The sequence below is a fragment of the Pseudomonas frederiksbergensis genome, assembly GCF_017114915.1.
GTDB lineage: Bacteria > Pseudomonadota > Gammaproteobacteria > Pseudomonadales > Pseudomonadaceae > Aquipseudomonas > Aquipseudomonas frederiksbergensis_I.
In genome coordinates this window covers 1-25,083 of sequence record NZ_JAAUOE010000033.1, presented here as the reverse complement: position 1 = coordinate 25,083, position 25,083 = coordinate 1, and the positions used below count along the sequence as shown (strand labels likewise).

At 58.1% G+C, this 25,083-nt stretch carries 31 protein-coding genes; 10 read left to right on the top strand and 21 right to left on the bottom strand.

Annotated elements, in window-relative coordinates; translation table 11 throughout:
* Positions 1-2: 2 nt before the first annotated feature.
* The 19 genes from HCU66_RS20690 to HCU66_RS20600 all read right to left on the bottom strand — a co-directional run bounded on the left by HCU66_RS20690 (position 3) and on the right by HCU66_RS20600 (position 13,588).
* Positions 3-1,604 (bottom strand): phage tail-collar fiber domain-containing protein, encoded by a 1,602-nt coding sequence (locus HCU66_RS20690; protein ID WP_205890333.1) that lies wholly within the window; start codon positions 1,602-1,604, stop codon positions 3-5.
* Positions 1,594-2,205 (bottom strand): phage tail protein, encoded by a 612-nt coding sequence (locus tag HCU66_RS20685; protein ID WP_205890332.1) that lies wholly within the window; start codon positions 2,203-2,205, stop codon positions 1,594-1,596. The genes HCU66_RS20690 and HCU66_RS20685 overlap by 11 nt, the downstream gene beginning before the upstream one ends.
* Complete coding sequence (locus HCU66_RS20680) at positions 2,198-3,373, bottom strand: baseplate J/gp47 family protein (RefSeq protein WP_205890331.1); 1,176 nt, start codon at positions 3,371-3,373, stop codon at positions 2,198-2,200. Before HCU66_RS20680 ends, HCU66_RS20685 begins: the two co-directional genes overlap by 8 nt.
* Complete coding sequence (locus tag HCU66_RS20675; RefSeq protein ID WP_205890330.1) at positions 3,370-3,687, bottom strand: DUF2590 family protein; 318 nt, start codon at positions 3,685-3,687, stop codon at positions 3,370-3,372. Before HCU66_RS20675 ends, HCU66_RS20680 begins: the two co-directional genes overlap by 4 nt.
* The gene (locus tag HCU66_RS20670; protein ID WP_205890329.1) at positions 3,684-5,666 is read right to left on the bottom strand and encodes a phage tail tape measure protein; all 1,983 of its coding nucleotides are present in this window, start codon (positions 5,664-5,666) and stop codon (positions 3,684-3,686) included. The genes HCU66_RS20675 and HCU66_RS20670 overlap by 4 nt, the downstream gene beginning before the upstream one ends.
* A gap of 6 nt (positions 5,667-5,672) precedes the next feature.
* On the bottom strand, positions 5,673-5,813 hold the full coding sequence (locus HCU66_RS20665; protein WP_033043937.1) for a DUF6890 family protein: 141 nt from the start codon (positions 5,811-5,813) through the stop codon (positions 5,673-5,675).
* Positions 5,814-5,836: 23 nt separating this feature from the next.
* Positions 5,837-6,124, bottom strand: a complete 288-nt coding sequence (locus HCU66_RS20660) for a putative phage tail assembly chaperone (RefSeq protein WP_205890328.1) — start codon at positions 6,122-6,124, stop codon at positions 5,837-5,839.
* A 32-nt stretch (positions 6,125-6,156) separates the two neighbouring features.
* Positions 6,157-6,624, bottom strand: coding sequence for a lysis protein (locus HCU66_RS20655; protein WP_205890327.1), 468 nt, complete (start codon positions 6,622-6,624; stop codon positions 6,157-6,159).
* On the bottom strand, positions 6,621-7,148 hold the full coding sequence (locus tag HCU66_RS20650) for a lysozyme (protein WP_205890326.1): 528 nt from the start codon (positions 7,146-7,148) through the stop codon (positions 6,621-6,623). The genes HCU66_RS20655 and HCU66_RS20650 overlap by 4 nt, the downstream gene beginning before the upstream one ends.
* On the bottom strand, positions 7,145-7,468 hold the full coding sequence (locus HCU66_RS20645; protein WP_241015596.1) for a hypothetical protein: 324 nt from the start codon (positions 7,466-7,468) through the stop codon (positions 7,145-7,147). Before HCU66_RS20645 ends, HCU66_RS20650 begins: the two co-directional genes overlap by 4 nt.
* Positions 7,465-7,677: a TraR/DksA C4-type zinc finger protein gene (locus HCU66_RS20640; RefSeq protein ID WP_205890325.1), complete on the bottom strand. Its 213-nt coding sequence runs from the start codon at positions 7,675-7,677 to the stop codon at positions 7,465-7,467. Before HCU66_RS20640 ends, HCU66_RS20645 begins: the two co-directional genes overlap by 4 nt.
* The gene (locus HCU66_RS20635) at positions 7,677-8,126 is read right to left on the bottom strand and encodes a DUF2597 family protein (RefSeq protein WP_205890324.1); all 450 of its coding nucleotides are present in this window, start codon (positions 8,124-8,126) and stop codon (positions 7,677-7,679) included. The genes HCU66_RS20640 and HCU66_RS20635 overlap by 1 nt, the downstream gene beginning before the upstream one ends.
* A gap of 6 nt (positions 8,127-8,132) precedes the next feature.
* Complete coding sequence (locus tag HCU66_RS20630) at positions 8,133-9,248, bottom strand: DUF2586 domain-containing protein (RefSeq protein WP_205890323.1); 1,116 nt, start codon at positions 9,246-9,248, stop codon at positions 8,133-8,135.
* 11 nt (positions 9,249-9,259) lie between these two features.
* On the bottom strand, positions 9,260-9,943 hold the full coding sequence (locus HCU66_RS20625) for a phage virion morphogenesis protein (protein WP_205890322.1): 684 nt from the start codon (positions 9,941-9,943) through the stop codon (positions 9,260-9,262).
* Positions 9,930-10,376 (bottom strand): phage tail protein, encoded by a 447-nt coding sequence (locus HCU66_RS20620; RefSeq protein ID WP_205890321.1) that lies wholly within the window; start codon positions 10,374-10,376, stop codon positions 9,930-9,932. Before HCU66_RS20620 ends, HCU66_RS20625 begins: the two co-directional genes overlap by 14 nt.
* Positions 10,373-10,834 (bottom strand): head completion/stabilization protein, encoded by a 462-nt coding sequence (locus tag HCU66_RS20615; protein ID WP_205890320.1) that lies wholly within the window; start codon positions 10,832-10,834, stop codon positions 10,373-10,375. The genes HCU66_RS20620 and HCU66_RS20615 overlap by 4 nt, the downstream gene beginning before the upstream one ends.
* A 99-nt stretch (positions 10,835-10,933) precedes the next feature.
* Entirely contained in the window at positions 10,934-11,647 is a 714-nt protein-coding gene (gene gpM / locus HCU66_RS20610; RefSeq protein WP_205890319.1) for a phage terminase small subunit, read from the bottom strand.
* Positions 11,647-12,663 (bottom strand): phage major capsid protein, P2 family, encoded by a 1,017-nt coding sequence (locus HCU66_RS20605; protein WP_205890318.1) that lies wholly within the window; start codon positions 12,661-12,663, stop codon positions 11,647-11,649. Before HCU66_RS20605 ends, gpM begins: the two co-directional genes overlap by 1 nt.
* Position 12,664: 1 nt before the next feature.
* Entirely contained in the window at positions 12,665-13,588 is a 924-nt protein-coding gene (locus tag HCU66_RS20600; protein ID WP_205890317.1) for a GPO family capsid scaffolding protein, read from the bottom strand.
* Between the two features lie 163 nt (positions 13,589-13,751).
* On the opposite strand from HCU66_RS20600, the gene HCU66_RS20595 reads away from it, so the two are divergent.
* The 3 genes from HCU66_RS20595 (at position 13,752) to HCU66_RS20585 (ending at position 16,929) form a co-directional block, all read left to right on the top strand.
* Positions 13,752-15,815, top strand: coding sequence for a terminase large subunit domain-containing protein (locus tag HCU66_RS20595; protein WP_205890370.1), 2,064 nt, complete (start codon positions 13,752-13,754; stop codon positions 15,813-15,815).
* Positions 15,742-16,596 (top strand): phage portal protein, encoded by an 855-nt coding sequence (locus HCU66_RS20590; protein ID WP_205890316.1) that lies wholly within the window; start codon positions 15,742-15,744, stop codon positions 16,594-16,596. Before HCU66_RS20595 ends, HCU66_RS20590 begins: the two co-directional genes overlap by 74 nt.
* A gap of 75 nt (positions 16,597-16,671) precedes the next feature.
* Positions 16,672-16,929 carry an Ogr/Delta-like zinc finger protein gene (locus HCU66_RS20585; protein WP_205890315.1) on the top strand — a complete coding sequence of 86 codons (258 nt, stop codon included), beginning with the start codon at positions 16,672-16,674 and terminating at the stop codon, positions 16,927-16,929.
* 38 nt (positions 16,930-16,967) lie between these two features.
* On the opposite strand, the gene HCU66_RS20580 is transcribed toward HCU66_RS20585, so the two are convergent.
* On the bottom strand, positions 16,968-17,153 hold the full coding sequence (locus HCU66_RS20580) for a hypothetical protein (RefSeq protein WP_205890314.1): 186 nt from the start codon (positions 17,151-17,153) through the stop codon (positions 16,968-16,970).
* 542 nt (positions 17,154-17,695) lie between these two features.
* Between HCU66_RS20580 and HCU66_RS20570 the strand changes: the two genes are divergently transcribed.
* The 7 genes from HCU66_RS20570 to HCU66_RS20540 all read left to right on the top strand — a co-directional run bounded on the left by HCU66_RS20570 (position 17,696) and on the right by HCU66_RS20540 (position 23,664).
* A complete protein-coding gene (locus tag HCU66_RS20570; RefSeq protein WP_205890312.1) occupies positions 17,696-17,908 on the top strand; it encodes a helix-turn-helix domain-containing protein in 213 nt (70 codons plus the stop codon).
* 29 nt (positions 17,909-17,937) lie between these two features.
* A complete protein-coding gene (locus HCU66_RS20565; RefSeq protein WP_205890311.1) occupies positions 17,938-18,417 on the top strand; it encodes a YmfL family putative regulatory protein in 480 nt (159 codons plus the stop codon).
* Positions 18,414-18,779: a hypothetical protein gene (locus HCU66_RS20560; RefSeq protein ID WP_205890310.1), complete on the top strand. Its 366-nt coding sequence runs from the start codon at positions 18,414-18,416 to the stop codon at positions 18,777-18,779. The genes HCU66_RS20565 and HCU66_RS20560 overlap by 4 nt, the downstream gene beginning before the upstream one ends.
* Positions 18,780-18,851: 72 nt before the next feature.
* On the top strand, positions 18,852-19,103 hold the full coding sequence (locus tag HCU66_RS20555; RefSeq protein WP_205890309.1) for a hypothetical protein: 252 nt from the start codon (positions 18,852-18,854) through the stop codon (positions 19,101-19,103).
* Positions 19,100-21,793: a toprim domain-containing protein gene (locus HCU66_RS20550; protein WP_205890308.1), complete on the top strand. Its 2,694-nt coding sequence runs from the start codon at positions 19,100-19,102 to the stop codon at positions 21,791-21,793. Before HCU66_RS20555 ends, HCU66_RS20550 begins: the two co-directional genes overlap by 4 nt.
* A gap of 18 nt (positions 21,794-21,811) precedes the next feature.
* The gene (locus HCU66_RS20545; RefSeq protein WP_205890307.1) at positions 21,812-22,015 is read left to right on the top strand and encodes an AlpA family phage regulatory protein; all 204 of its coding nucleotides are present in this window, start codon (positions 21,812-21,814) and stop codon (positions 22,013-22,015) included.
* Positions 22,016-22,218: 203 nt separating this feature from the next.
* The gene (locus HCU66_RS20540; RefSeq protein ID WP_205890306.1) at positions 22,219-23,664 is read left to right on the top strand and encodes an ApeA N-terminal domain 1-containing protein; all 1,446 of its coding nucleotides are present in this window, start codon (positions 22,219-22,221) and stop codon (positions 23,662-23,664) included.
* Between the two features lie 61 nt (positions 23,665-23,725).
* Here HCU66_RS20540 and HCU66_RS20535 read toward each other — a convergent pair whose 3' ends face one another.
* The gene (locus tag HCU66_RS20535) at positions 23,726-24,934 is read right to left on the bottom strand and encodes a tyrosine-type recombinase/integrase (RefSeq protein ID WP_205890305.1); all 1,209 of its coding nucleotides are present in this window, start codon (positions 24,932-24,934) and stop codon (positions 23,726-23,728) included.
* Positions 24,935-25,083: the final 149 nt, after the last annotated feature.

Genomic DNA, 25,083 nt, shown 5'->3' with positions numbered 1-25,083 from the left:
CCTCAGTACTTGATGCAAGCGAGGAACGCGATGTTGTGAGGCCGGGTTTCGCCTCCACCGGTCGCGTTGATCGTGATGACGTGGGAGTGGTCAGCCACTCCGTTGACGGTGATGTTGTGCGCGTGCGCGCCATCGGTAGACGTCGATGAATAGGAGCCGGCGACTTGAGTGACGTCATCACCGGAAGCCAGAACCTCACCGCCAGGCATGCTGGGAACGGTTGACCCCTCTTTCACCTGGTGCGCGTGTGAGCCTTGTGAATCGCTATAGGCGGAGTGGGTGTGACCGCCGGCTGCGCTGGAACTGCCAGTGTGGGTGTGACTGCGGATGTCGTCGGTTTGAGAGCTCCCCAGCAACCGGCCGACGTCGATACCCCGGCCATCGTCCAGGACACGGATGAACTTGCCGCGAGGGTCTGGCAGGTTGAACGTATTGACACCATCACCGGCGCCATAAGTGGTGCCGATCTTGGCGAATAACGCGGCATACACCGTGCGCGACACCGCTGCGCCGTTGGCCCGAAACCATCCGGGCGGTGGCGTGGCCATGGCAAAGGTGCCGATGCGGCCGACCTCTGAGTCATCAATGATCTTGCGCAGCGCGTTCAGCGCCTTGGTGGTTGCCAGAACGTCGCTGCTGTCCGTGTCCGGGTCATCGCTTTTGGCGTTGGGCAGCTCGCCCAGGTCCACGTCCTCCTTGGTGGTAGCACGGGCGCGCAGATTCTCGTAGTCGCCGTTGCGCAGTGCGAATTGCTTCACCAGGGCGCCGTTGACGGGCTCGCTTTGGCGTAGATCAATGATGGTTTCTGATGCGTCTACGCTGGCCAGCTCCACCAGGTAATGGGCTGTGCCGTTGCTGTCGACGTAGTCCGTCTTCACGGCACCGAATACCACCTTCCAGACGGCGACCGCGTCACTGCCTTCGCGGGCCAGCGCGACGTCCAGCCAGGCTTTGGCCGGTAGCGCCGGCAACTGCACCTGGACAGGTTCGGCCAGTTCGACGCGAATCCCTTCGACGTAGGCAATCCCCGCCTTAATCTGGTACAGCCCGAAACTGCGCTCCATCTGCAGGCTGTTGGCCAGGTAGCAGACGCGGCCGAAGACGTCGCGATTGCTCAAGCGCTCACGCAGATCAATACCGTTCAGGCGTACCGTGAAGTCGTGCTGCCAGGTACTGGCGTCGACGGTGATGCCCGTCAGTGCCTGGGCACCGTTGAACTCCACCAGGAAGTTGCGGGTGACGTTGTTACCGATCTGCAGCGGCGGGATGTTCTTGCGCTTCTGCTGTACCGGCACCGTCGCGACCGCCAGCAACACGCCCTCGGCGGCTTCCAGACCGATCCAGTTGAAGTCCCAGTCACCCACGTCCGAGCCCACCATCAGGCTGTAGATCACCTGATTGGGGCTGACGTAGCCTTTGCGGTCATAGGCTTTGGTGAAGACGATCTGATCTGCAGGTGGCTTGCCAGCTGCTCGATCAACCGGGGCGTTCGGATCAAGACCAGGAACAAGGGCCAGAACGAAGCGAGCAACCTCAAGCCTCTCCTGAGCACCTTGTTTTTGGGCGATCAGACTCTCGCCGGCAAGGGTAATGCTAGCTCCCATGGGTGCTCCTAAATGGGTCGTTCAAGAAGGTGAGCAATGCGAGCTCGTTGATCACGACCAGGCGACTGGCGCTGTGGTCCAGCGTGGCAATCAGGGTCTGTTGGTCGTCGTTGAAGTCGGCCACGCCGATGTTCAGCTTCACGGGGGTGATCGTGACGAAGTCGTATCGCCGGCAGGTGCGGCCGTATTGCTGCATCAAGACGCGCAGCAACACCGGGTTTTCGCTCAGCTGGGTGTCGGATAGGTGCAGTAGGACCACGTCCCAATCCAGATCCGGCAAGCGCTCCTGGATCTCCACATAACCCACGCCCAGGCGTTCGAAAATGCGGACCATGCCGGCCGTGCTGCCCGCGTCGACAGCATTGATGAAGGCGTACTTCACGCGCAGGCGATACAGCCCTTCCGGCTCGCCATGGAAGCGCTGGATGTCTCGCTGCCAGGCCAGCAGATCGAGCACGCTCAGGTGGCAGGTTTCGGCGTCGAGCTGCAGCAACGGCCAATGCAGCCAGTTCTCGACCTTGCCCCACCAGGCTTGCGCGGCGGCCTTGAGCTTGGCCAGCTCCGGCCCGTCGAGCCAGAAAGGGAGGCTCAACTTAAGCATTCAACGCAACCTCAACCCCGGACAAGCGCGGGATGGTCAGCTGAGAAATGATGTCGTCGTTGTCGAAGTCCAGGGAATCGATCCCTGGAAACTGCTGGTGCAGCTCTTCGCCCAAACGGCTGAAGGAAAAACGGGACTGTGGGTGAGTCAGCGTCGGCTGGTAGTCGCTGGCAGTGCTCTCGCGAAACGCGGCGCGGATGTACAGCTCGATATCTGACTTCAACTTCGAGTAACGCTCGGCACCTACTTCCGCCTTGGGCCAGACCGTCAAGCTGACGGCGTGCAGCGTGGCGGGCATTTCCAGCACCAGCAGGTCGTCGCCGTGGCCATGGTTGCCTTGGTCGCGGATGTAGCTATTGATTTCAGCCAGGAAGGTGTCCGCCGGCGAATCAGCCTCGAACAGTACAAAGGCATTGGCACTGCCGGGGCCTCGGGGCGCGTTGTGTTCAAAGTAAACGCCGTCGGGCTGCACGCCCGGGAATGCGGCGATCATGGCGCGATACACCGCGTCGGTGTGCCACTGGTTGACCGCTGAAAACTGATTGCGCACTCGCAAACGCAGCTCGTCGTCGGGCTCAGTGTCCGCGCCTGGCTGGCTCAGCCAGCCGTCAGCGTTCACCACCTGGACAACCCCGGGCACGGGCTCCGGCAAAATTGAAAAGTAACCTGGTGCGAGATTGAATCCACTGCCTGCCTGCTTGGCCTGGGCCAACACCCTGATCTGGGATTCGCCATCAGCAAAGCTGGCCGCAGCAATCGTCACCAGTTCGTACACGTTGCCGTTGATCGCGATCGACTGCACACGGGTACCGGCCGGGATTTCCAGCAAACCGGCCAACGCGCTGCGGGTGAACAGCAACAACCCCTCGGCCTTGGTCGCCGGTTTGCGGGTGACGTTGACCGCCCAGGCCAACATGTCCAGCCAGGCGCCGATGGCAGTCTTCACGAAGAAGTTCGGCAAGACGGTGCCGGCGATGAAGTCGATCAGCCACATGACAGGCTTGGTAACCAACGCGGTGATCACCCGCCAGAACGGTGACCAGGCGCTCGTGTTACTCAACTTGCTGCCCTGGGCGACGACTTCAAATTCCCAGGCGGCGCGCAGCTTGGCCTCGGTGGTCGGGATTCCGGCGTCACTCAACGCCTGTTTGAAATCTACGTCACTCACAGCACTACCTCGACAGATCCGAATTCCACGGTTTTGGCCGTGACCAGGTACAGGCCCTTCCCTTGTTCAAGGATTCGGACGGTGCCTGGTACCAGGCGCACGTCATCCTCAACCAACAGTTCCAGCTGCTGGATGCAGTCGGCCTGACGAAAGCGATCGCGCTCGGCCACCAGCGTTACCAGGAGGCCGCTTTCGCGGATCATGTGACCGATGTCCTGGGCAATGCTGGCCCGATCGTCCACCAGCAGGGGCTGGCTCGATGGGTCCAGGGTCAGGTCGTTATTGGTGATCAACAGATCGATGTAGAGGCTCATCCGCCGACTCCCATCGCCACCATGTTTTCCAGCTCCAATGGGGTCATTGGCTTGGCGGTGTGAATGTTCACGTTCTCGACGTGCGTGCCCTTGTTCTGGCTGCTGGAGTTCTGAATGCTGGTCAGCAGACCACCCGGAGGCACCGCAGAGGCCCGCGACGGGGAAAGGCTGGGGATGGCCGCGTTGATGGTTTGCTGGGCTTTCTGCCCGGTGCCGGCGGTATTGGCCGCGTTCACCGCAGCGTCGACACCCGGCACTTCTGGCATGCCGCCAAACCGCGCTTCGATGTTTACGCCCGGGATGCTGTTGATCATCTCGATCAGGCTGTTAATCGCCTTGTAAAAGACGCTGACGATGCTGTCCCACGCGCCTTTGGCCATGGCTGACCACCCGCCCATGGAGTTAAACCAGTCGGACAAGGTCTTGAACTGATCGCTGACCCACTTGAAGGCGTCGCTGTTGAGCAGCGCCGTGGTCCATTCGTCCCAGTAATAGACTGCAGCGACCACCGCCGCGACCAAGGCCACGATCCCGACAATGATCCACGTGATCGGGTTGGCCAGCAGCGCGCCGTTCACGAGCCAGATTGCGGCTTGCCAGGCAAGCATTCCGACTTTGACCAGGCCCATCCAGCTGTACATCAGGATCAGGCCGGCAACGAAGGCGATAGTCATGACCGTGTGGAAGAGGAACATGGCGATACTGCGGTAGCCCGTCCAGGTCAGGAGCTTCCAGACGGTCAGCATCCCCAGCCACACCATTTTTGACATACCAACAGCCAGGGTCAGCAAGGACATGCCGGCGATGATGCCGAAGATGGTCAGCGTGGTGATGCCGATCACGCGGGTGATGTTGGGAAAGAGGGTGACCCAGCGCATCAGCGTCTTGCCGATCGCCACCATTTTTTCCATAAACGGGGCCAAGACTGGAATCAGCACCTGACCAAACAGGGCGCGCATGCTTTCCACCAGGGACGCCCATTGCGCCCAGGGATCCACCATGGCCTTTGCCATCTGCTCGGCGTTCTCCAGGCCGCGAACTTTGCCCAACTGATCCATGCCAATGCGCAGCCGATCGGTGTCCTTGGCCAGTGCCGTGATCACGCGGGCGCCCTCGCCGCCGAAGGCTTCGATCAGCTTGGCGCCGGCGCTTGCACTGTTCAAATCACCGAACTTGCCCTCCAGCTTGCCGAGAATGTCGATCATCGGCAGCAACTTGCCGTTCTGGTCGACGAACTTCATCCCCAGCTTTTCCGAGGCGCTGCCGATGTTCTCGAAGAACGATTTGTAGATGCCGCCGGCGTCGCCGCCTTCCATGGTGCTGCTGAGCGAGCCGATCACCGCGAACTGCTCGGCCAGGTCCACGCCGGCCGTGGTGGCGATCGACCCCACTTCCTTGAAGGCGTCCTTCAACTGCGCGCCGTCGGTGCGGAATAGCTTCACCGCCAGCGCCGTCTGCCCACCCAACCTCTCGATCCACTCGGTTTTGCCGAAGGCGTCAGCCTGGCCCTTGAACAGGTTGTACATGGTGCCCACGTAGGCGCTGGTGGTTTCCGTATCGGCCTTGGTCGCCTTGGCCAGCACGTTGCTGGTGTTGGTGATCGAGGTCAGCTGGCTGGCAGACAAGCCTTTGATGGCGCCGTCGATCGTGGCCGCTGACGCCACAAAATCCCGGGCGTTGGCGGCATAGTCGACGGAGAATTCCAACGCCTTTTGATTGAGCGCAGTCAGAGCGTCTTCAGCCACACCCAACGACCTGACCTCGCCCAAGGCGCGATTCATCTCCAGGGCAGGCGCCAAAGACTGGGTGATCGCCACGCCGGCGCCGACCATACCGCCCAACCCCAGGCCCATCGTCTTGATGTTTTTTTCGCTCTGCTCGGCAAGGTCGGAGAATCCCATTTTCACCTTGCTCAGGGGCGCGGTGACCTTGTCGGTCAGGCTCAAGATGAAGGCCAGGCGGGCAGCGCGGTCAGCCATGTGTATTTATCCGTTCAGTGCATGGGCGATGCCGTTAGCCACGGCGATTTCCATACGTTTCCAGTGTTCGTCCTCCAGCCACTTGGCCGTGCCCATCACCTCGGGTGTGGGCTCTTGACCAGGTAGCCAGCGACTGGACAAGGCCATCAGTTGACCTAGTCCGTCCTCGTTCAGGCGCTCAGCGTGGTCGAGTGCTTTTTTACGATGATTTCAACGTCCGGCGCGTACTCCTCGAGCAGGGCACCGGCGATCTGCATCGTCATCACTGGGTTAGCCAGCAGAGAGCGCAGATCAGTGCGCTGATCGGCCGTTACGGTATTGCTCAGCAGGTTGTGGGACGGCGCGACCTTGTTGTTGGCGGTCATGGCGTTGAAGTACTTGGTCACGTCCTGTGGGGTCATGGAGAAGGTAAATTCCTTGTCGCCAACTTCCAGGGTGATTTCGCGTTTATCGGTCATCGTGTTTTTCCATTCAGATTGAAGGGTGATGGTCAGCGCAGGCAGATCCGGCGCACGTGGTCCTGCAGACCCAGGATCATTTGCCGACTGAGGGCGAGTTGATCTCTGAGGGTGAAATAATCCGATCGAGCGTCTGCTGTGAGTTCGGCGGTTCCTGCATCAGCCACGCTGCCGGCGCCGGCTTGAGAGGGCTTTGCGGCGCTGCAGGTGGCGGCGAAGCGCAACCGCTGACGGCCGTCGTTAACATCGCGGCGCAAGCCATCGTTTTGATTGAGCACATCGCTCAGCTCCTGAGTACGTTGAAGATCGATCTCTTCGCGTGCGGCCAACATTTCGCCGCTGATTCGGGCCGCTTCGCGCAGGCCGGTGACCTCGGACTGGGCGAGATCGCGTTCATGGCGGGCGGTGTCGCGGTCTTGGACGACCTGGATGAACCAAAACAGCGGAATCAAGCCGGTCAGAGCCACCGCGAGAAAAACGCGCAACGGGGTAATGATCATTTCGCGCACAGCTCCGCTTCTGCCACACGCCGCGCATGCAGACCGCGCACGAGCTGTTTGCGGCCCTGGCCGTCGGTAACGAATGCCCACACCGGTGTTTTGCCATCCGGGGCCCAGGCGATCGCTTTGCAGCCGTCAGCGACATGTCCGGCATTGATCAGGCCGACCGCTCGACTGGCGCAAGTACTCGGCACACCGAAGTTGTGCGCATGGCTACTCAGCGCATCGAAGGTGTTCTGCCCCACCTGCTGATTGGTGATGCAGTCGGCCAGCTGCAGCTGCCCTTTCTCGATCACCAGCTGCTCCACCTGGTCACAGCGAGCGTCTGACCAGTAGTCACCGATCACGACCGGATAAGGGCTGGTATGTCGGGTGATACCTTTGCAAACGGTCGGCAGTCCCCGGGCCAGCTTGTCGGCGTAGACGACGTTCTGGCCGTTGCCTTCCCAAGTGCCCAGGAACAGCACCAACCCCGAACTGCAGAGGGCGATTGCGCCGCCAGCGATCTTGGCACGCAGGCTCATGGGAACCACACTCGCAGCAGGGCCGGAACAATCATCTGCAGAGCGGCACCCAGCAAAGTCAGGATGGTTAACAACCGGGTCACCTTCGAGCCGATGTCCGTCACTGCTACAGTCAGCTTGTGCTGGCCCTCATTGAGGTCCGATAGCTGACCGGCCATGTGTTCGAACTGCTGCTCCAACTTGGTCACCCGCGTCGGTACGGTTTCGTGCCGCTCTTCTATTTGGTTAACACGGTGTTCAACCACAGCCATTTTTCGCTCTAACCGCCCGAGGCGGTCGGCACCAGTAGCCGGCTCGGCGGGTTGTCCAATAGTCATCATCGGTGGTTACTCCGCTCGTGTTCGGTCTGGCAAAGGACACAACGAGTTTTTCCGCCCAGCGCCTGGCGCGCAGCAGGGATCTCGTTGTCGCAGTCTTCGCAATGGGATCGGCTCGGCCCCGTTGGCCGCGGTTTGGCGAGCTGGGCAGCGATTAAACGCTCACGCTCCAACTCCTCGATCGCCTTGGCGTTGTCGAGCCAATCCCCCATCAGCGCAGGCCCTCGATCTCTTTGGCGGCCAGGTACGGCACACCGTTGATGCGGATGAAGTCCGGGCTGGTGACGTCAAACGGCACCTTGTGTTTGGACTTTTCACCGCCTTTCGGATCGATGCTCAGCAGACTGGAAACCTTCAATTTGCAGCCGAAAGCCTCGATACGCAGTTCCTCTTCGCCGGCCTTGGCGAAGAAAACAGAGTCGAAAGGTTCGAGCTCGCGAAAACTGCCGGCAGTGCGTGCGGCTTCAATCAGGAGGTTGAAGTTACTGGTGTCGAACTCCATCTCCCCGCTGGCCGCGACATCACCGTCAACGTGTCCATTGGGGACGCCCCCGCTCTGCGCCACAGCCGTGTTGTCCGTGATATCCAGGGTGCAGCTTTCGACGTGAACCAGCAGATCGCCCAGGTTCACGTCAAAGTTCTTGCCGCCAATACGTGACATAGGGGATTACTCCGAATCGTCGTTGGAAAGGTCGAGGGCGATGTTGGCCGTCAGGTCTTTCGGGCAGTTGAGCGGCCGGATCTTGATGTAGAGCTCGACCTTGGTTTTGCTGAGCCACACCAGGACGATGTCGCCGTCCTTTGGCGCCTCGATCTCCCCCGGGAATACCTGGCCGGCGAATGTGGCGGACTTGGCCATCTGGCGCAGTGGCTTCATCAGCGCACTGATCGCGGCGGCCATGCTGTTGGGGGTGTTGTTGAGTCGGCGATCGGCCACGCGGCGGATCAGCAGCGGGCGCACCTGGCGAGCGGCTTTGTCAGCCAGGCGCAAGTACTCCACCACCTGGAAGTCACTCGCCGGCGCATCGAGCATGTTGCCGTCGCCCCAGAACACACCTGGATAATCCGGGTAGGTCTGCGACACGGAGAAACGCGCTTTATCCAGCTCGGTACGGATCGCCGATGGCAGCGGCACGCCTTCGACGTCGGCGGGCACAGCGCCCAAGCCCAACACCGCACCGGAAGCCACGCGCATCGGGCTGTCGGCAATACTCACGGCCGCATTCGCCAGGCGACCGGCCAACACGCCCAGGTCATTGCCGTGTAGCTGAGGCACGACCAGGACGCGCGGCGCGGCCAGTGCTGCAGTGACCGCTCGCTGCTCGAGCAGGTATTGATCCCACGTCTGCAGCGCGGTGATGCCGGCACTCGCCGCCATCACAAAAGCCCGACGGCCGTAGACGTTGTTCAGCGAGATAGCCGCGTCATGCATGGCCGACAGTTGCGCTGCAGTAGTCACCGGTTTGGTGATCACCACCGCCTCGACCGAAAAACCCTGCTGCTGGGCATTTTCGAGTGCTTCGGACCATTCACCATCCGCCGCGATCGGGGCAGCTAGGCAGGCCCAGCGATCGCCGCCGTTCAGGCGGGCTGCAGTGATCTGGGTTTTCAGGTCGCTGGCCGGAATGCCCAGTGCGCTGTCCAGATCGCTGTCGGTGTTCAATGGAATCAGCTGACCGATGCTCTTCGCGCCGGGGCCGATGAATAGAAAATAGCGTTCGATCTCAGTCACGGCACCCTGGCCCAGATTGAGATTGTTTACGCTGACTTTGCCGAGTGCCATGCAGTGCCTCGCTAGCGGGGTGAATTAAGGATTTGTTGGAGCACCTGGTTCAGCAGCAAGCCAGTGTCTCGTTCGGTGCTGACGCCGATGAATTGGCGCTTGGGCAAGGTGATTTCCCAGCTCTGCGCGCCGCTGCTCTCGGCTTTTTCATCGCCCAGGATTCGGATCAGCAGCCCCGCCTTGGCGTAATTCACATGTTCTTGAATCCAGGCCACTGATGGCCGGGACAAAGATTTTTTGCCTTCCTGGCGAACCTTGAAGCCCAGGCGACGTAGGCGCTTTGCCTGCTTTTCCGTGGCCGCCAGACCTTGGGGAACGGTGCTCCAGCGCTTCATCTGCGCGGCAGTGCGGCGCTCGCTGACGCCGTTGTGCTGCTGCGCCGCGACCCAACTGGTCAGGGCGTTACGCCATCCAAGCTCGGCTTCATCGGCACTTACGCGAGTGACCAACATCAACTTGGCCAGCCCCGCTTCCATCTTCTTTTTGCCCTTCCCTTCCCCTTTGCGCGCTTCAAACGGCGAGCCGTCGAGGTTCTGCTGATCGCGCACACGCTTGCGGCTCATGGTCCGCACGCGCTTGGTTACGTTGTTCAGCAGACGCCGGCGCAGCTGCGGCGGCAGGCTGAGCAACGCCAGTTGCTCACGCACGCCCAGATAGCCCCGGGCATCGAGTTCGAAGGTGCTACGCCCCGCCATGGCTCGACACCTCGCCGTGCTCGGCAATCCACAAGTCAAACGGGACAAATGCCCAGGTCTTGCCGAAAGCCTCGATCTCGCCGGCGGGATCCTCGGCCAGGTACTGCGGTTCGTTGAATTCGAGGGTGATGTCCACGTCGGCCAGGTCGTTGTCGAGCATGGTGATGTCGAACTTCGGCGCCGGCAGTTCGTCGCGGTCTTGGTCGTTGCCCTCCAGCCAACTGCCCACCAATGCCATCAGGCGCCCCGGGTGATCGGCGAAACGCTCGAGGGCGATCGTGGCGGTGTAACGCATGTCACCCATGTGCAGGCCGCCGACGTCGGGCTTCCAGATCAGTTCCAGGTTCACCTGGTTGGTCCAGCTGTCGAGCTGTTCCGGCAGCACCAGATGGCGCTCGATCAGGTACGTGGTGAGGGCGCGAAGTTTGATCACAGCAGCACCGCCGTAATGCGACCACGGCCCTGCAGCGACCGGATGGCCTGCTGGCTGAACTCCAGGAAGGTTTCGCCACGCTCGGGCAGTTCTTTGCCGTTGTTCTCCGCACTTTCACGGCGGGTTACGGTGGCGAATTGAGTCAGCAAGCTGGCCTTGGCGCGGCAATAAACGGCGCGCTTGTACGTCGCTGCGTGAAATGTGCGCTCGGGCAGCACCATAGGGTCAGCAGATTCCACGGAGGTGATGCCTACGGACTGCCATTGGCTTTTCCGTTTGGCCAGGTCGTTATTGACCTCGATCATCGCCGTGGTCAGATCAGTGACCAGCATGTCTACCAGGTACTCCGCCGGCAGGCGGTAACCCTTCTGGAACTCGGTCACGGAGAGGTTCGGCCAAAAGCCGTCGTTCTCGATCGCCTGCTCCACAAAGGTCGTGGGTTTCCCGGAAAAGCTCATTGCTGGGCACTCGAATAGGGGCGGGAAAACTGTTTCAGTGGGTCAGGTCCATAAATGGTTGGCTCACATCCACAGTTTCTCGCCGGGGGGGTAGTCGGGTTATTCGGCGGCTTTGTTAGCCAGTTCTTTTGCCAGCGCCTTGCGTGCGCCTATCAGGCGTGTGCCGACGCCAATACCGTCGTGAAGGGCTTCGGCTCGCTCGAAGTGAGTGATGGCCTTCGTCCACTCCCTGGCGTCCAGGGCGCGTATCCCGATCAACTTGTGGTATTTGGCCGGGATCTGCTCGGTTAGCTTCCACTCGTCATCGACACGCGGCAGAAGGTCGGACAGGTATGGCTCAGGACTGCGTCCAGCCTTCTGCTCCGCCTCGGCCCACTCGATCACCGCATCCGCGACAAAGGTCTGAACATTGCGCTTGAAGCGCTCGGGCATCGGCTGGCCTTGTTCCATGGCGAAGTTCGCCAGGTCCAACCCCGCGTCGAATTTCTCGGTGTCGAACAGCCAGACCAGAACCTGCATCACCACCGAGTTCGGGAAACTCAATCCGGAATCGCGGTAGCGCTGCACGTAATCCAGGTACTTGGGCAGCAGCTCGTCACGCTTGAGGAGCTGGCGCAACCCGTGGTTGTCGATCGCGCCAAGACGCTCGAGGTCCTGCGCCATTGCGTCTTCCATCAGCTTCAAATGCTTTTGCGCATTCGCAGGGCTGGAGAGTGCAGCGGCCGGCGAGTAGCCCCCCGCTGCGGCACCGGCGACAGCCATCGCTGGGCCTTGTGCAAGTACGCGCCGCTTGTGCGCCAGTGCCAGACTCATCAGACCAGCTCCACGTTTTCAGTCATCGCGAACTTCTCCAGCTGCTCGATCACATAGCCTTCGTTGCGGCTGTTGTAATCCTCGACGCGGGAGCGTTTCGGGTTGTCGATGGTCTGCTTGCGCCAGCTGGAGTCCTGGAAGTAGATCGACAGGTTGTCGAAGCTGGTGACCACCACGGCATTGACCGGGAAGAACGGCACGCTGAAGCTCGGCAAACCGCCATAAGTCGCGATGACCTGGGCGTCTTCGATGCGTTCTTTCTCGGTCGGGACATCGCCCTGCTTGGCGTACAGCTTGGCTTTATCAGCAGCCAGCAGGTCACTGCCGATGATCGCGATCAGGTCGCCACCGTCGCGCAGACGCTCGTCGACCATCTGCTTGGTGTCATGCACCAGGGCATCAAGGTTCGCGTAGTCGCCGCCCTCGCCCAGCTCGACCTTGCCGGCATTCAAGCCTTGCGACATGACCTGCTGCGGGATCTGTTCGCGGGCAATCTGCAGCCAGCCTTTGTTAACGTCCTGCAGCATCGGATGGGCGACGATATCGGTCTGAACAGCAGCACTGGTACCGTGGAAGCCGACCATGATGCGGTCCAGGGCGATTTGCTTCTGCACGGCCGCGGAATAGCGCTGATGGAAGTCCGGGAATTTGGCCCAGGCATCGATCTTGGCGTATGGCAGGCTGACGTCGGATTCGGTCGAAAACAGCTCGTAGGTGCTGTCATCCAACGCCGACGCATCCTTGGCTTCGCGGTCGGTGGTCTTGGTGTTGGTGCGACCCGTCACAGGACCGGAAACGCCCAGGAACACCTTCTGACCCTTGATCTCGCTCACGCCGATGACGTTGATGCGCTGCAGGAAGTCAGACTTGGCAGTGATCGCGTCGTTCAGCTCTTGAGCGATGGTCGGCTCGACGCTGAACATCTTGGACGACAGCTCGACACCGTAGCTTTCAGCGATGTCCAGCTGCATCTGGGCGTACATCTTGGCGCCCAAAGTACTCAGGGATTGAGCCATATCAGAGCACCCGCGCTTTCTTTTGATCGGCGGCACCAGTAGTGCGCGGCAGATCACGTCCTTTCGGAGTGTTCACCAGCGTGTTGAACTGCTTTTGCAGCTCAGCCAGGCTTTTGAGAACGGCTTTGTTGGAGTTGCCTTGACGACTGAACTCACGCTCCTGCTCGGCAGTCGTCACGATGTCGTCAACGGCGCTTTGCACGTCATCGATCGGCGCCTGGTCAGGCTCTGGGGCTTCTTCGGCGGCAGGCTCAATCACTGCCTGAATGCCGGCAGCGACAACAAGCAGTTGAGCCAGCAAGGCCTTCAAAGCCGTAGCTGTAGCTTCATCCATTGGGGGTTTGCTCTCGGTTGGGGTGTCGGTGGTGTCGGAGGCTGCTGGCTGCTCGACGGCGAAGCGCTTGAACAGACTGGTGATCATCGTTGCCAGCTTGGCCAGTTCGCCTTGGGGCTTCTCTTCGTTCAGCGCGCCCAGCTCGACAGAGGCGGCGTAATAAGTGGCTTTGTTGGTGCGCTGCGAGAAGTACAGTTCCTGGGTGCCGAGGCTGGCAGGTTGGTCAGTCACAGCCAGGCCGGTCAGGTAGGCTTTGCCGGTACCGGCGAAGTTCGGCCAGATTTCGATGCTGGAGAACAGCTTCTCGCCTTGGTCATTGAGCCAAAGCAGTTTTTGATTCGGTTTGAGCTGGGCTTCCAATGCAATTTGACCAGGCTCCAGATCGTCAGCCTCTTCAACGAGGCGCACGGCGAAGACGGTGCCGTGGGAGCCGCTCCAGCGTTCATGCTCGCACCAGATAACGGCGGTGTACTTGGATGGTGCATAGGTCTCGGCGATATCGCGCAGTTCCTGGGGAAGGATTTCGCGACCATCAACGGTCGGGCCGCTGGTGGCGACACGTTTCCAATACGAAACTAGGGAACGGGGCATGGGCGTTAACTGCGCTCAATCGGTGATTTGAGGCCCCACGATATGGACCGATTGCCCATCTAACAAACGGTTGTCCTGCGCGCTTCTCCTACAATCACGATGTAGGTTATTCGCGGAAATTAACCCCGCGTTTCAAGCGTTTTCGCCGCATAGACTGCGGCCCATGTATTACTCAACCGAAGTCAAAGAAGCCGCCAAACGCCTTTTCCTGCGCCGCTGCAAAGCGAAGGAAATTCAGGCGCAACTCAACCTGCCCAACATTCGGATCGTCTATTACTGGATCCGTCAGGGCAGCTGGGAGGACATGCTTTCGGACGAGGAACCGCTGACGGCCGTCAGCAGGCGTATCACTCTGCTATTGGAAAAACAGGCCACGCTGACCAAGGGCGAACTGGACGAGCTGGACCGCCTGACCACGATCCGCGAGCGCCTGGCAAAACAATGCGCAAAACAGACTCCAGTGGCGCCCAGCGAGCCGCAAGAAGACGGAGGCCAACGTCATGATGATCAACGCAGCAATCGCCGTGAGCGTGGTGACCGGGACGGCAAAGGTGGGAAGAAGCGGGAAAAGAAGGTCAAGAACGACGTCAGCGACCTGACCGAGTCAGACTTCCTCGACAAGTTCATCAGCAAAATGTACGGCTATCAGAAGGAGCTGTTTGCCGCCAAACAGAACCCGCTGACGGCGCGGATTCGCAACATCCTGAAAAGTCGTCAAGTGGGTCTGACGTACTACTTCGCTGGCGAAGCATTCATGGATGCAGTGCTGACCGGTGACAACCAGGTATTCCTCTCAGCCAGCCGCGCCCAGTCCGAGATTTTCCGCAGTTACATCATCTCGTTTGCCCAAGAGTGGTTTGGTCTGGAGCTGACCGGCAACCCGATCGTGCTTAACAAGGACGGCAAGCCCTGGGCTGAACTGCGCTTTCTCAGCACCAACAGCAGCACGGCGCAGGGACACCACGGCCACGTCTACGTCGACGAATACTTCTGGATTCAGAATTTCGAGAAACTGAATACCGTTGCCAGCGCCATGGCGACACACAAAAAGTGGCGCAAGACCTACTTTTCAACGCCCAGCGCGGTGTCACACCAAGCCTATCCGTTCTGGACGGGCGAAGGATTCCGCAACAGCAAGCGCAAGAAGGCGAAAGAGCCTTGGCCGAGCGACCAGCACATTGCCGCCGGAGCACTCTGCCCCGATGGCCAGTGGCGCAAGATCATCACCATCCTCGACGCCATGGCAGGCGGCTGTGATCTATTCGACCTGGAACAGCTGCAGCTGGAGTACGACGAGGACAAGTTTGAACAGCTGTTCATGTGCAAATTCATCGACAGCACACAGAGCGCGTTTTCCCTGGCAGATCTGGAGCGCTGCTATTCGGATTTGTCGCTGTGGACCGACTACGACCCGGAAGACGATCGACCATTTGGCAACAGCCCGGTCTGGATCGGCTACGACCCCAGCCGCACCCGCGACGACGCAACTTGCGTGGTCATCGCCCCGCCACTGGAGACTGGCGGCAAGTTCCGGATCCTGGAGAAATACAGCTGGCGCGGTCAGTCGTTCAAGTACCAGGCGGAACAGGTCAAGCGGCTCACCGAGCGGTTCAACGTGCAGCACATCGGCATCGACACCACTGGCATCGGCTACGGCGTGTTCGACCTGGTGCGCGACTTCTACCCGCGCACGACGGCGATCCATTACAGCCTCGAAACCAAGAACACCTTGGTGCTCAAGGCACAGGACACTATCCAACAAAGCCGCATCGAGTGGGACGCCGGCTGGAGCGATATCGCCCAGGCATTCCTGACCATCAAACGCGGCACAACTGGCAGCGGACAGGTTACCTACAGCGCATCACGCACTGATGCCACCGGCCACGCAGACGTCGCCTGGTCGATCATGCACGCGCTGGCCAATGAACCCCTTAACACCAACAAGTCGCGGCGCAGCCGCTACTCACTCACCGGATCCGGAACCCATGGAACGACGCAAAACAGAACAGCCCAAACCACCGGCACCAGGGCCAACGCGCATGTTTTCGTTCGGTGCACCCGAGCCGGTCCTGTCGGAGAACATCGCGCAGTACCTCGGCGTGTTCGTCAGTCACGACGGACGCATCTACACTCCACCGGTATCGCGCCAAGGCTTGGCCAAGCTGCTCAAGGCAAACGCTCACCACGGCGCGATCCCGGGGTTCAAACGCAACCTGTTGCTGCGTGAATTCATCCCATCGCTGGGCCTGTCCACCGCCACCATGAGTCGTGCGGCGCTGGATTTCATGGTGTTTGGCGAAACGTACCTGTATCGCAAGCCCAATGCGTTTGGCCAAGTCATCGAAATGGAGCACCTGCCAGCCATCAACATGCGGGTGAAGCTCGGCGGTGGGTTCCTGCAGCTGCTGCCGGACGGCAAGGAAGTAGAGTTCGACCAGGAAGAGATCGAACACGTCTTCAACTACGACGTAGAACAGAACATCTATGGCGTTCCGGACTATCTGGGTGGCCTGCAGGCGCTGTTGCTCAACGAAGCCGCCACCCTGTTCCGCCGGCGCTACTACAGTAACGGCGCACACGCGGGCTACATCTTCTACACCAATGACCCGAACCTGAGTGACGACGACGAGGCCGAGCTGAAGGCTCAGATCACCGCCAGCAAGGGCGTGGGCAACTTCAGATCAATGTTCGTGAACATCCCGGGCGGCGCCGAGAAGGCGATTCAGATCATCCCGGTGGGTGACTTCCAGGCGAAGGATGAGCTGGAAAAGGTCAAGAACATCACGCGCAATGACGTCATCGCCGCGTGGAGAATGAACCCCGCACTGGCCGGGATCATTCCGGAAAACAGCGCCGGTTTTGGCGATATCGAGAAGATCGATCGGGTGTACACAAGCAACGAAATCAGACCCATCTGTCAACTTTTCGAGCAGGTGAATAACACGCTGCGGCCGGACAGGCGGATTGCCTGGAGAGAGACGCCGTCGATAGGAGAAACAACTGCGTAACGCGCCCACAAAGGAGAAAATATCTGCATCTTGCGATAGGATGGTGGCAATTTGATGCACCCTGGGGAGGGATATATGCGAGTAACTTGCAAGTGTGGTCACAAGGGCAGGATTGCGTCCCGTGAGGCGCTGTCGACAGATTTCGCAAAGCTCTATTGCCAATGCCTGGATGCTAAATGTGGGCACACCTGGGTAGCTAACCTGACGTTTTCACACACGCTCAGCCCATCAGCTCAGACCTTCGACAGGATGCTATTCGACCGCCTGAGGGACATGCCAAAAGCGCAGCAGCGCGAGCTGTTTGAAAAACTCGGACCACAGGCCGTCGCGTGATGCAAACCGCCGACCTGGTAGAGCCGGCGGCATCGGAATCATTCGCCCTCGAATTGTTCCGGATGAGCCCCCAGCGCCTCAGTCAGTCTGCGCAGATGATCCTGTTCCCGGGTGTTCAACTGGCGATAAAAATCAATCAGTCGCCGTTCGAGATGCGAAAGCTCATCCAACGCAGATGCAGACATTTCAACGGTGCCGACAACGGCGTTCATACGATCCAACATGCTAACTACTCCATACAGTGCATTGCTGAATCGGCTTTATTGGGGCGGGAATCGCGAACAGGTAAAAGGGGCTCCGAATGATCGGCATGTTTTGTTACGAGCTACTTCGTTCTAGCTTCTGCGGCAGCAACATCTGCCAACGCTTTCAGATAACGGCGTATAGCCCTCTGGTCGTCCTCTGGAAGGCTCCGATACTGCTTAACCACCACGTCCTCTGCCTGACTCAGCGCGTCGCTGGCCAGCGTGGTTCTCTCGCCGGTGAGTATGTAAGCAACGTCAAAATTGAGTTTGCTTGCGACCCCACTCAGGTAAGACGCCGTCGCATCACTCGATCCCGCTTCCCAGTTCGCCTGTGTCCGTTTGGCGATTCCAAGCGCGTCAGCGACTTGAAGTTGCGTCAATCCACATCGCTTCCGCTCTTCTTGCAGCCGGGAGCCAATCTCTTGAGAAAGATGCACCTTTTTTCATCCTTACTATTTACAAGTGCACCTAAGTGCATCATTGTGCATCTCACACCACATGAAATTGCACGGATCTGCACTATGCCCAACTCAAGCATCACCGAGCAAGCCCGCCAGAAAGCGCGTGAAGCGTTGGAAAAGCGAGGACAGTCAGCCAAAGACTTTGCTGTTCAACATCAACTGAACCCCAGCACGGTTTACGCCGTACTGAGTGGCCAAAGCCAATGTCGCCGTGGGGAGGCACATCGAGCCGCCGTACTACTCGGCATCAAAGACGGCGTGATCGAACAGTAATAGCACTGAGCCACAGGGAACAGCAGAAGATGAAGAACCCAGTTCTAAAGACTCGGCGACAGGTAGTTAGCGCAATTATTTGTGCTTATCCAGGTGGACGCGAATGTGCGGCGGCACGAATCGGTCTGGCCCTCAAGAAGTTCGATAACCACGCCTACGAAAACAACAGCAGTCGCCCGCTGACTGATGCGCAGATCTACCAGCTTGAGCTCGAGGCAAAAACAACCTATTTGCCTGAGTACATCGCAGCCATGTACGGCGGGATGTTCGTTCCCGTTGCTGAGCCTGAGTCGTTGGATAACGTCGAGATGTACGCAAGGTGCGTGCTGTCAGCAGCCAAGAAGGGAAGCGTTGACCAGATCATCGCCAAGGCACTGGAAGACGGTTCCATTAACGAAGCCGAGGCCGAGGCAATCCTTCACGCAGACAGCCTGCATTTAGCAGCCAGACACGCCGAAGTTCTCGCACTTATTCAACTGCACGCTTCGAAGTCGGAGAAATCCAAATGATCGGTCCGTCTGCAGTACTTGAATACCAGGACATGCTCCAAGCCGCCGCGCTTGTGTTCCTAGAACGCCACCAATGCGAACACCTGGGCGATGATCGACAGTTGTTCGATCGCGCAGTGCTGCACCTGGTTAGCGACTATGACGTTTTGACTCAGACCGCTGAAAAGCTTGTGCACCTGGCCTGCAGCGACATGTCAGCGGTACGCGATCGACAACGCCTGGACATCGTCAGCAGCACCTCGACACACACCGTCATCATCGACCCTGCCACAGGTAACGCTTGGGCAGTGCCAGTCAGCTTGATCTACGAACGCATTCTCAACACCCCGGACAACGGTCGTTTCCGCGTAACTGCACCGTAATCCCCGACCAATAAACCGCCTATCCCACTCCCGTGGGTTTGGGTGAGCTGCGCCCGAAATTGAGGTTTGACGATGGAAAACGCCATGAACATCAACGCAAAACTGACACCAGTTGAGGCCCAAGCGCTCTTGGCCAACCTGCGCGAGCAATACCGTCTCAGCCTCAATGACCTTTGGTACGCAGACCAGTATCGATTGATTCCTGATGGCCTACGCCACGGATCGATTCTCGCCAACAGCCCGGTGATGGCAGCTCAGAAACATCTGATCGGCGCCCTCACCCAAAGCCTTGGCCTCAGCCTTAAAGCAGTGAAGCAATCATGAGAGACGACCTACGTCACGACGTCCTGCAGCGCCTGGAATCCGACTACGGCCTCAAGCACCGTACCGGTACCGAGTACATGCGCGGTGGCGAATGTCCCAAGTGTCACAAACGCGAGCTGTACTCCCGACACGACAAACCTTGGCTGGTGATCTGCGGCCGCTCGGAGAAGTGCGGCCACACCATGCACGTCAAAGAGATCTACGACGATCTGTTCGAAGATTGGAGCAAGCGTGCTCCGGCAACTGATAACGCTCCAACGGCTACAGCCCGGGCGTACCTGGAGTTCGGCCGCGGCTTCAATATCGAGCTGATTGCAGGCTGGTTTACCCAGGAGACGTACTACTCGGCCCAGCAAAACGCCGGCAGCGCGACAGTGCGCTTCGCCCTGGAGAAAGGTGGCTACTGGGAACGCCTGATCGATAAGCCTGCACGCTTCGGCAAGATGAAGGCGCGCTTCGCGCCGGGTGATAGCTATCGCGGAGTGTGGTGGTGCCCGCCATGCGTCGATGTACTTGAGGCGAAGGAGATCTGGATTGTCGAGGGCATCTTCGACGCCATCGCCCTGGTGCACCACAACATTGCCGCCGTGTCGGCAATGTCTTCAAACGCCTTCCCGGCTGACTCTCTGAAAGCGTTGGTAGAAGCTCGTCCGGGCAACCTCCCAAAGCTGGTTTGGGCGCTTGATAATGAACCAGGTGCACACGCTTACACCAAGCGCTGGGTTCGTATGGCCCGCGAGCTGGGCTTCACCTGCGAAGCAGCCCAGATCCCCCAACGGGATAACAGAAAGGTCGATTGGAACGATCTGCACCAGCGTTGGCAATTCCTGGACGAAGGCGAGAAGCGGGATACTCAGTTCGACAAAGACATCACCACTGCACGGCACCACGGTGCCCTGTTGATCGCTGAGAACGCCACTGAGAAGGCCATGGTGATGTTCGATTGGAAGCGCCGTAGCGAATTCCACCTGGAGTACGGCAACCGTCTGTACTGGTTCAAGCTCGACCTAGAGAAGTACAACAAAGCGATTCAGGAGCTCGAGGACAGCGACCACCACGACGACCAGTTGCTGAACAACAAGCAGATGCGAACCAAGGCCATGCAGCAGTGTGGCGCGCTGCAGCGCATCGCCACCTGTAACCCAAAGGCCCTGTATTACCAGGAGAACAAGCTTACCGACGAGTCCTGGTACTACTTCCGGATCACGTTCGCCCACGACGCTGCGCCAATCAAGAACACCTTCACCAGCTCGCAGATCGCCTCGTCTGCAGAGTTTAAGAAGCGCCTGCTCGGCATTGCCCCGGGCGGGATGTTCACCGGTACCACCCAACAGCTAGACGCCTTCATTGAGGAGCAAACCGATGCCCTCAAGACCGTTCAGACCATTGACTTCACCGGCTACACCCGTGAGCACAGCGCGTACGTCTACGGCGAGGTAGCGGTCCGCGATGGGAAAGTGTTCAAGCTGAACGAAGAGGACTTCTTCGACATGGACCGGCTGAGCATCAAAACCCTCAGCCAGTCGGTGATCCTCAACCTGAACACGGACCTAGAGAAGTTCGGCATCGAGTGGCTGGACATCATCTGGCAATGCTTCGGTGCCAAGGGTCTGGTCGCGCTCGCATTCTGGTTCGGGTCACTGTTTGCCGAGCAGATCCGCCAGCACCAGAAGAGCTACCCCTTCGCCGAGATCATCGGTGAGCCCGGCGCCGGTAAGTCAACGCTGATCGAGTTCCTGTGGAAGCTGTGCGGTCGCATCGACTATGAGGGCTTCGACCCAACCAAGGGCACCCCTGTTGCTCGAGCACGGAACTTCGCCCAAGTCGGCAATCTGCCAGTGGTACTCATCGAGTCAGAGCGAGAAAAGACTGATGGCAGCCAGACCAAGCAGTACGACTGGGACGAACTCAAAACTGCCTACAACGGCCGGAGTGTTCGCTCCACCGGCGTAAAGAACAACGGCAACGACACCCGTGAACCTCCATTCCGAGGGGCCGTGGTGATCGGCCAGAACCATGCGGTGAATGCTTCCGAGCCAATCCTGCAGCGCTTGGTGCACATCGCCATGACGAAGGACGGCCAGACGCCGCAGACCAAGTTACTGGTGGAAAAGCTCGAGCGCATGCCGGTCGATCGCGTGAGCGGGTTCTTGGTGAAGGCGACGATGAAGGAAAGCATTGTGATGCACACCGTCCGCGAAAAAGTGCCCGTCTATGAGCAGAAACTTCTCGCCCTGCCGGAGATCCGCACCGTCCGGATCGCGAAGAATCACGCTCAGTTGCACGCCTTGGTCGACGCGCTGGTTCACGTGGTCCCGCTGAAAAATCACCAAGTGGAAGCAGCGCATAACGAGATCCAGAGCATGGCCAAGGAGCGCCAGCTGGCCATCAACGCTGATCACCCAATAGTCGTCGAGTTCTGGGAGCTGTACGAGTACTTGAACAGCACCGCAGGCGGGCTCAACCACTCACGAAATAACGGCCTGATCGCGGTAAACCTAAACGACTTCGCCAAGGAAGCCGCAGAGAAACGGCAAAAAGTACCGGATCTGACCGAGCTAAAACGCCACCTTAAAACCAGCAAGTGCCCCAAGTTCGTGGAGACCAACAGGAACGTCTGCTCCGCATGGGATACCGATGCCGCCAACAAACCCAAAACTGTGCGGTGCTGGATCTTCCAAGCCGCCTGAACACGAGAGTTAACCGAAGTGAGACAGTTGGACCGATTCCTGAAGGAGAGAGAGGTGATCGAGGTGACCACGCTTTCGCATGCAACCCTATGGCGTGAGGTGAAAAAGGGAGCATTCCCGAAGCCGGTAAGGATTTCACCTGGGCGGGTTGGATGGCGAGAATCAGCCATAGCAAACTGGCAACAAAACCCTGAGTGTTGGAAAGCCACCGAGGTCGCATAAGCGGTCTCACTATTCAGGCTATCACTGGATCTAGCCAATCGGTTGGAGCTCGACTTGGCTAACAGCTATCACAGGTTTAGTAGGCCGAGACGGCGCATAGCGGACAGTGGACGTACTCCTTGTGCCGGGCTACCTTGAGGCCGGTCTCTGCATCTTGGATACAAGGGCGATGAACCATCACAATTTGAAAATTTGAGTTCGTTATGGAAAACAACACGATTAAAGATGATGGCTATTTTTGGTGGCGAGACACGCCTATTCCAGAGGGAAGTGTTGCGCCAGAGTCTGCAATTGCTGGCGTTCTGACCATTACTACTGATGGAAAAATAAGCCTTGAACTGCATGGTTATTTAACATCAGAGGAAGACCTAGTCCCGAGACTTTTCAACGAATTGGGTAGCGCTTGCCCCGATATACTGGGAAGACTCAAAAACACAAGCGAATACGTGCTACTTAGCGACGTTTACAACAACGGCGGAAGAGCAGCGTTTGGTGGAATATCTTTTGAGAAGTATGGCGCAACAAGCTGCCTAATTGGCGCTCAGGAATTCCCCTCAGATAGAGAAGAAATACAATACGACAGCCTCCGCATCCCGTTGACCGGCTTCGAGGATTGGTTATGCATTAGTTCCATCGACACTATTAGAACCAAAAGAAAACTTACATCCACCTACAAAACTCAAAAGAACATCCAATACCCCCTGGATGATGGAAGCAAACTTTCCATAGAGTTCGATCTACTAGGACCATATTTTGGGCATAGCAATAGTCACAGTGTAAAAATCACCGAAAAAATCTACCTAAAATATTTGACCAAGGACAAACAATCGTCAGCAGACATGCAAAAATGTTTCTCATCCATTTCAGACCTTTTCTTGGTGTTAACTGGTTCAGACTTCAGCATGGAGTGGCCTTTTATAACAATTGAAGGAAAAAAAAATACGTTAAGAACGTATAAGCTTTACTTCCTAAGGTCCCGAACCTCGGCGGCTCCACCCGCTCACTATAGTAGCTGGCTAATATTCCCACATATCCGCGAAAACTTTGGTCAGATCTTTCAGCAATGGCAGAAAAAACGGAAGGACTTGGGCCCCGGGATGAGTCTGTATTTAGGAACGCGTCGCGGCATTCAGCTATACGTTGAGCATCGGTTTGTGAACCTTATATGGGGACTAGAATCATTACACCGCACATTAAATAAAGACGCCCCGCCAACAAAGCTAGAAGAAAAGGTTCAACGTATTATTGCGCAAATCGCAGCCACCAAGGACAAGAGATGGTTAGAAGGCAAGCTAGAGCATTCTGCTGAGCCCTCACTAGCAGAGCGCTTGGTTGATTGCATTAAAAAACTACCACTACAAATCGCGCCAAGCGAAATTAATACGTTCTGCATAGAGTGCGCGGATAGGCGCAACGACATTTCACACTTTGGTGGGCAGCGCACCCCCGGGAGCTATGATGCTTTTCTTCAAAAAATCCACTCTCTAAACAATGCGCTCACGTACCTTTACCCTGCTATTCTTTTAAAAGAATGTGGTTTTGATGACAAATTACTAAATGATGTATTCACTAAAGGTCTAATGGCCGGAAGAATTCAACGTATCCTCCAGGAGGTAGGACTCCAACTCACATCCAATCAAGCCAAATAGAGCCCGATTGAATTGAATAGATGCCCTAGTCCGGAACAGCGCACAACATGTGCAGAACTTACTACTCGGATAACTCGGCTGTGATGACGTTTTCCCACAGCCAGTTACCCCACCTTTCGAGCCCAATCTGTTTTTCTTTGAAATAGTCGTATCGATCGTAGTGCTTGGACGATACGTCGCTGAAAGCATGGCCCTGTATTCTGTCCTTCAGTTCCTTTTCAATGCCAGCAACTCCCATGAGAGTTTTGCAGGTTCGTCGGATATCACGGAGTGTGAACGGCCCTTCAAACTTATCGGCGTGCCGGCTATACAGCTTTGTCACTGCTCTGGACAGAGAGTTGGCGTGTAGCGATTTGCCCTCGGCTTTCCCCTCGAACGGGAAGGCGCTGGTCTCACTGACTTCTTTCATGGCGTGCAAACAATCAAGCATCAGCTCGTTATAGGGGACCGTGTGAATAACCGGCCTACCATCCTTCGTCTTCTTATTCCTGATCAGCAGGTGGTCGTCGTAATACTGCTTTCTTGGCACGGCCAGGAGCTGCTCGGGACGCTGGCCACCAGAAGCAACTAGGAACTTAATTAGTTCGGATGTCACCAGCGACAAATGCTCGGGTAGCATCTGCCACAGGATAGCCAGCTCCTTCTGCGTCAACGCACGCTCACCTGGGTTCTCCCAGTCACTCTGTACGGGCACGCTGGCAACAGGGTTACTCACCAAGCCGAACTTCGTTGCGCTTTGCTGATAGCTCCGAGGGTTGAACTCTTGCTCAAGCCCCATCTGGAACGCAGCGTGTAGACGTGCTCGAACACGATTGCAGTAGGTGGTGATGCCAGCGCCGATCATCTTCGCAATGATGTTCCGAATCTCGGCAGGGCCGATCAACGCAACAGGCCGCTCGGCAAGGTCAGGGAATGGCTCGGTGACATAATGCTTGAAGGACCACGCCACATCTTCGGCTGAGGTTGCCTCCTGCTCGCGCAGTTTGGTGACGTATGCGTCCATCAGGTTCTGCAATGTACCTGGTGCAACAATAACCTCCTTCTTCACCCGGCACAGATCCCGCGCCTCAGCCAACCCCAGAGCGGGCCAGTTGCCGAGCTTGACCTTGGGTTTCTTGCCGTTGACTCGCCGGCGGAAAAAGAACTCCTTCGCGCCGTTAGGCCGTACCCGGAGGATGAGAACACCCTCTCCTTTCGCTGAGCGGCCGTCAGAAACTTCGTATTCTTTCTCGGTGGGCTTCAGTGCCCGAATTTGTTTTTCCGTAAGCATTAGGGGGACGTTCCAGGGGGACATTCGACTGAACTATGATCATTTTGGCTGGTACAGCATGAAATCGCCGATAAGCCCTAAGCCCCTGATTCTACGAGGCTTACCGGATGTTTGGAAACGGATAGAGCTGGTTAGGTACTACAGGCATC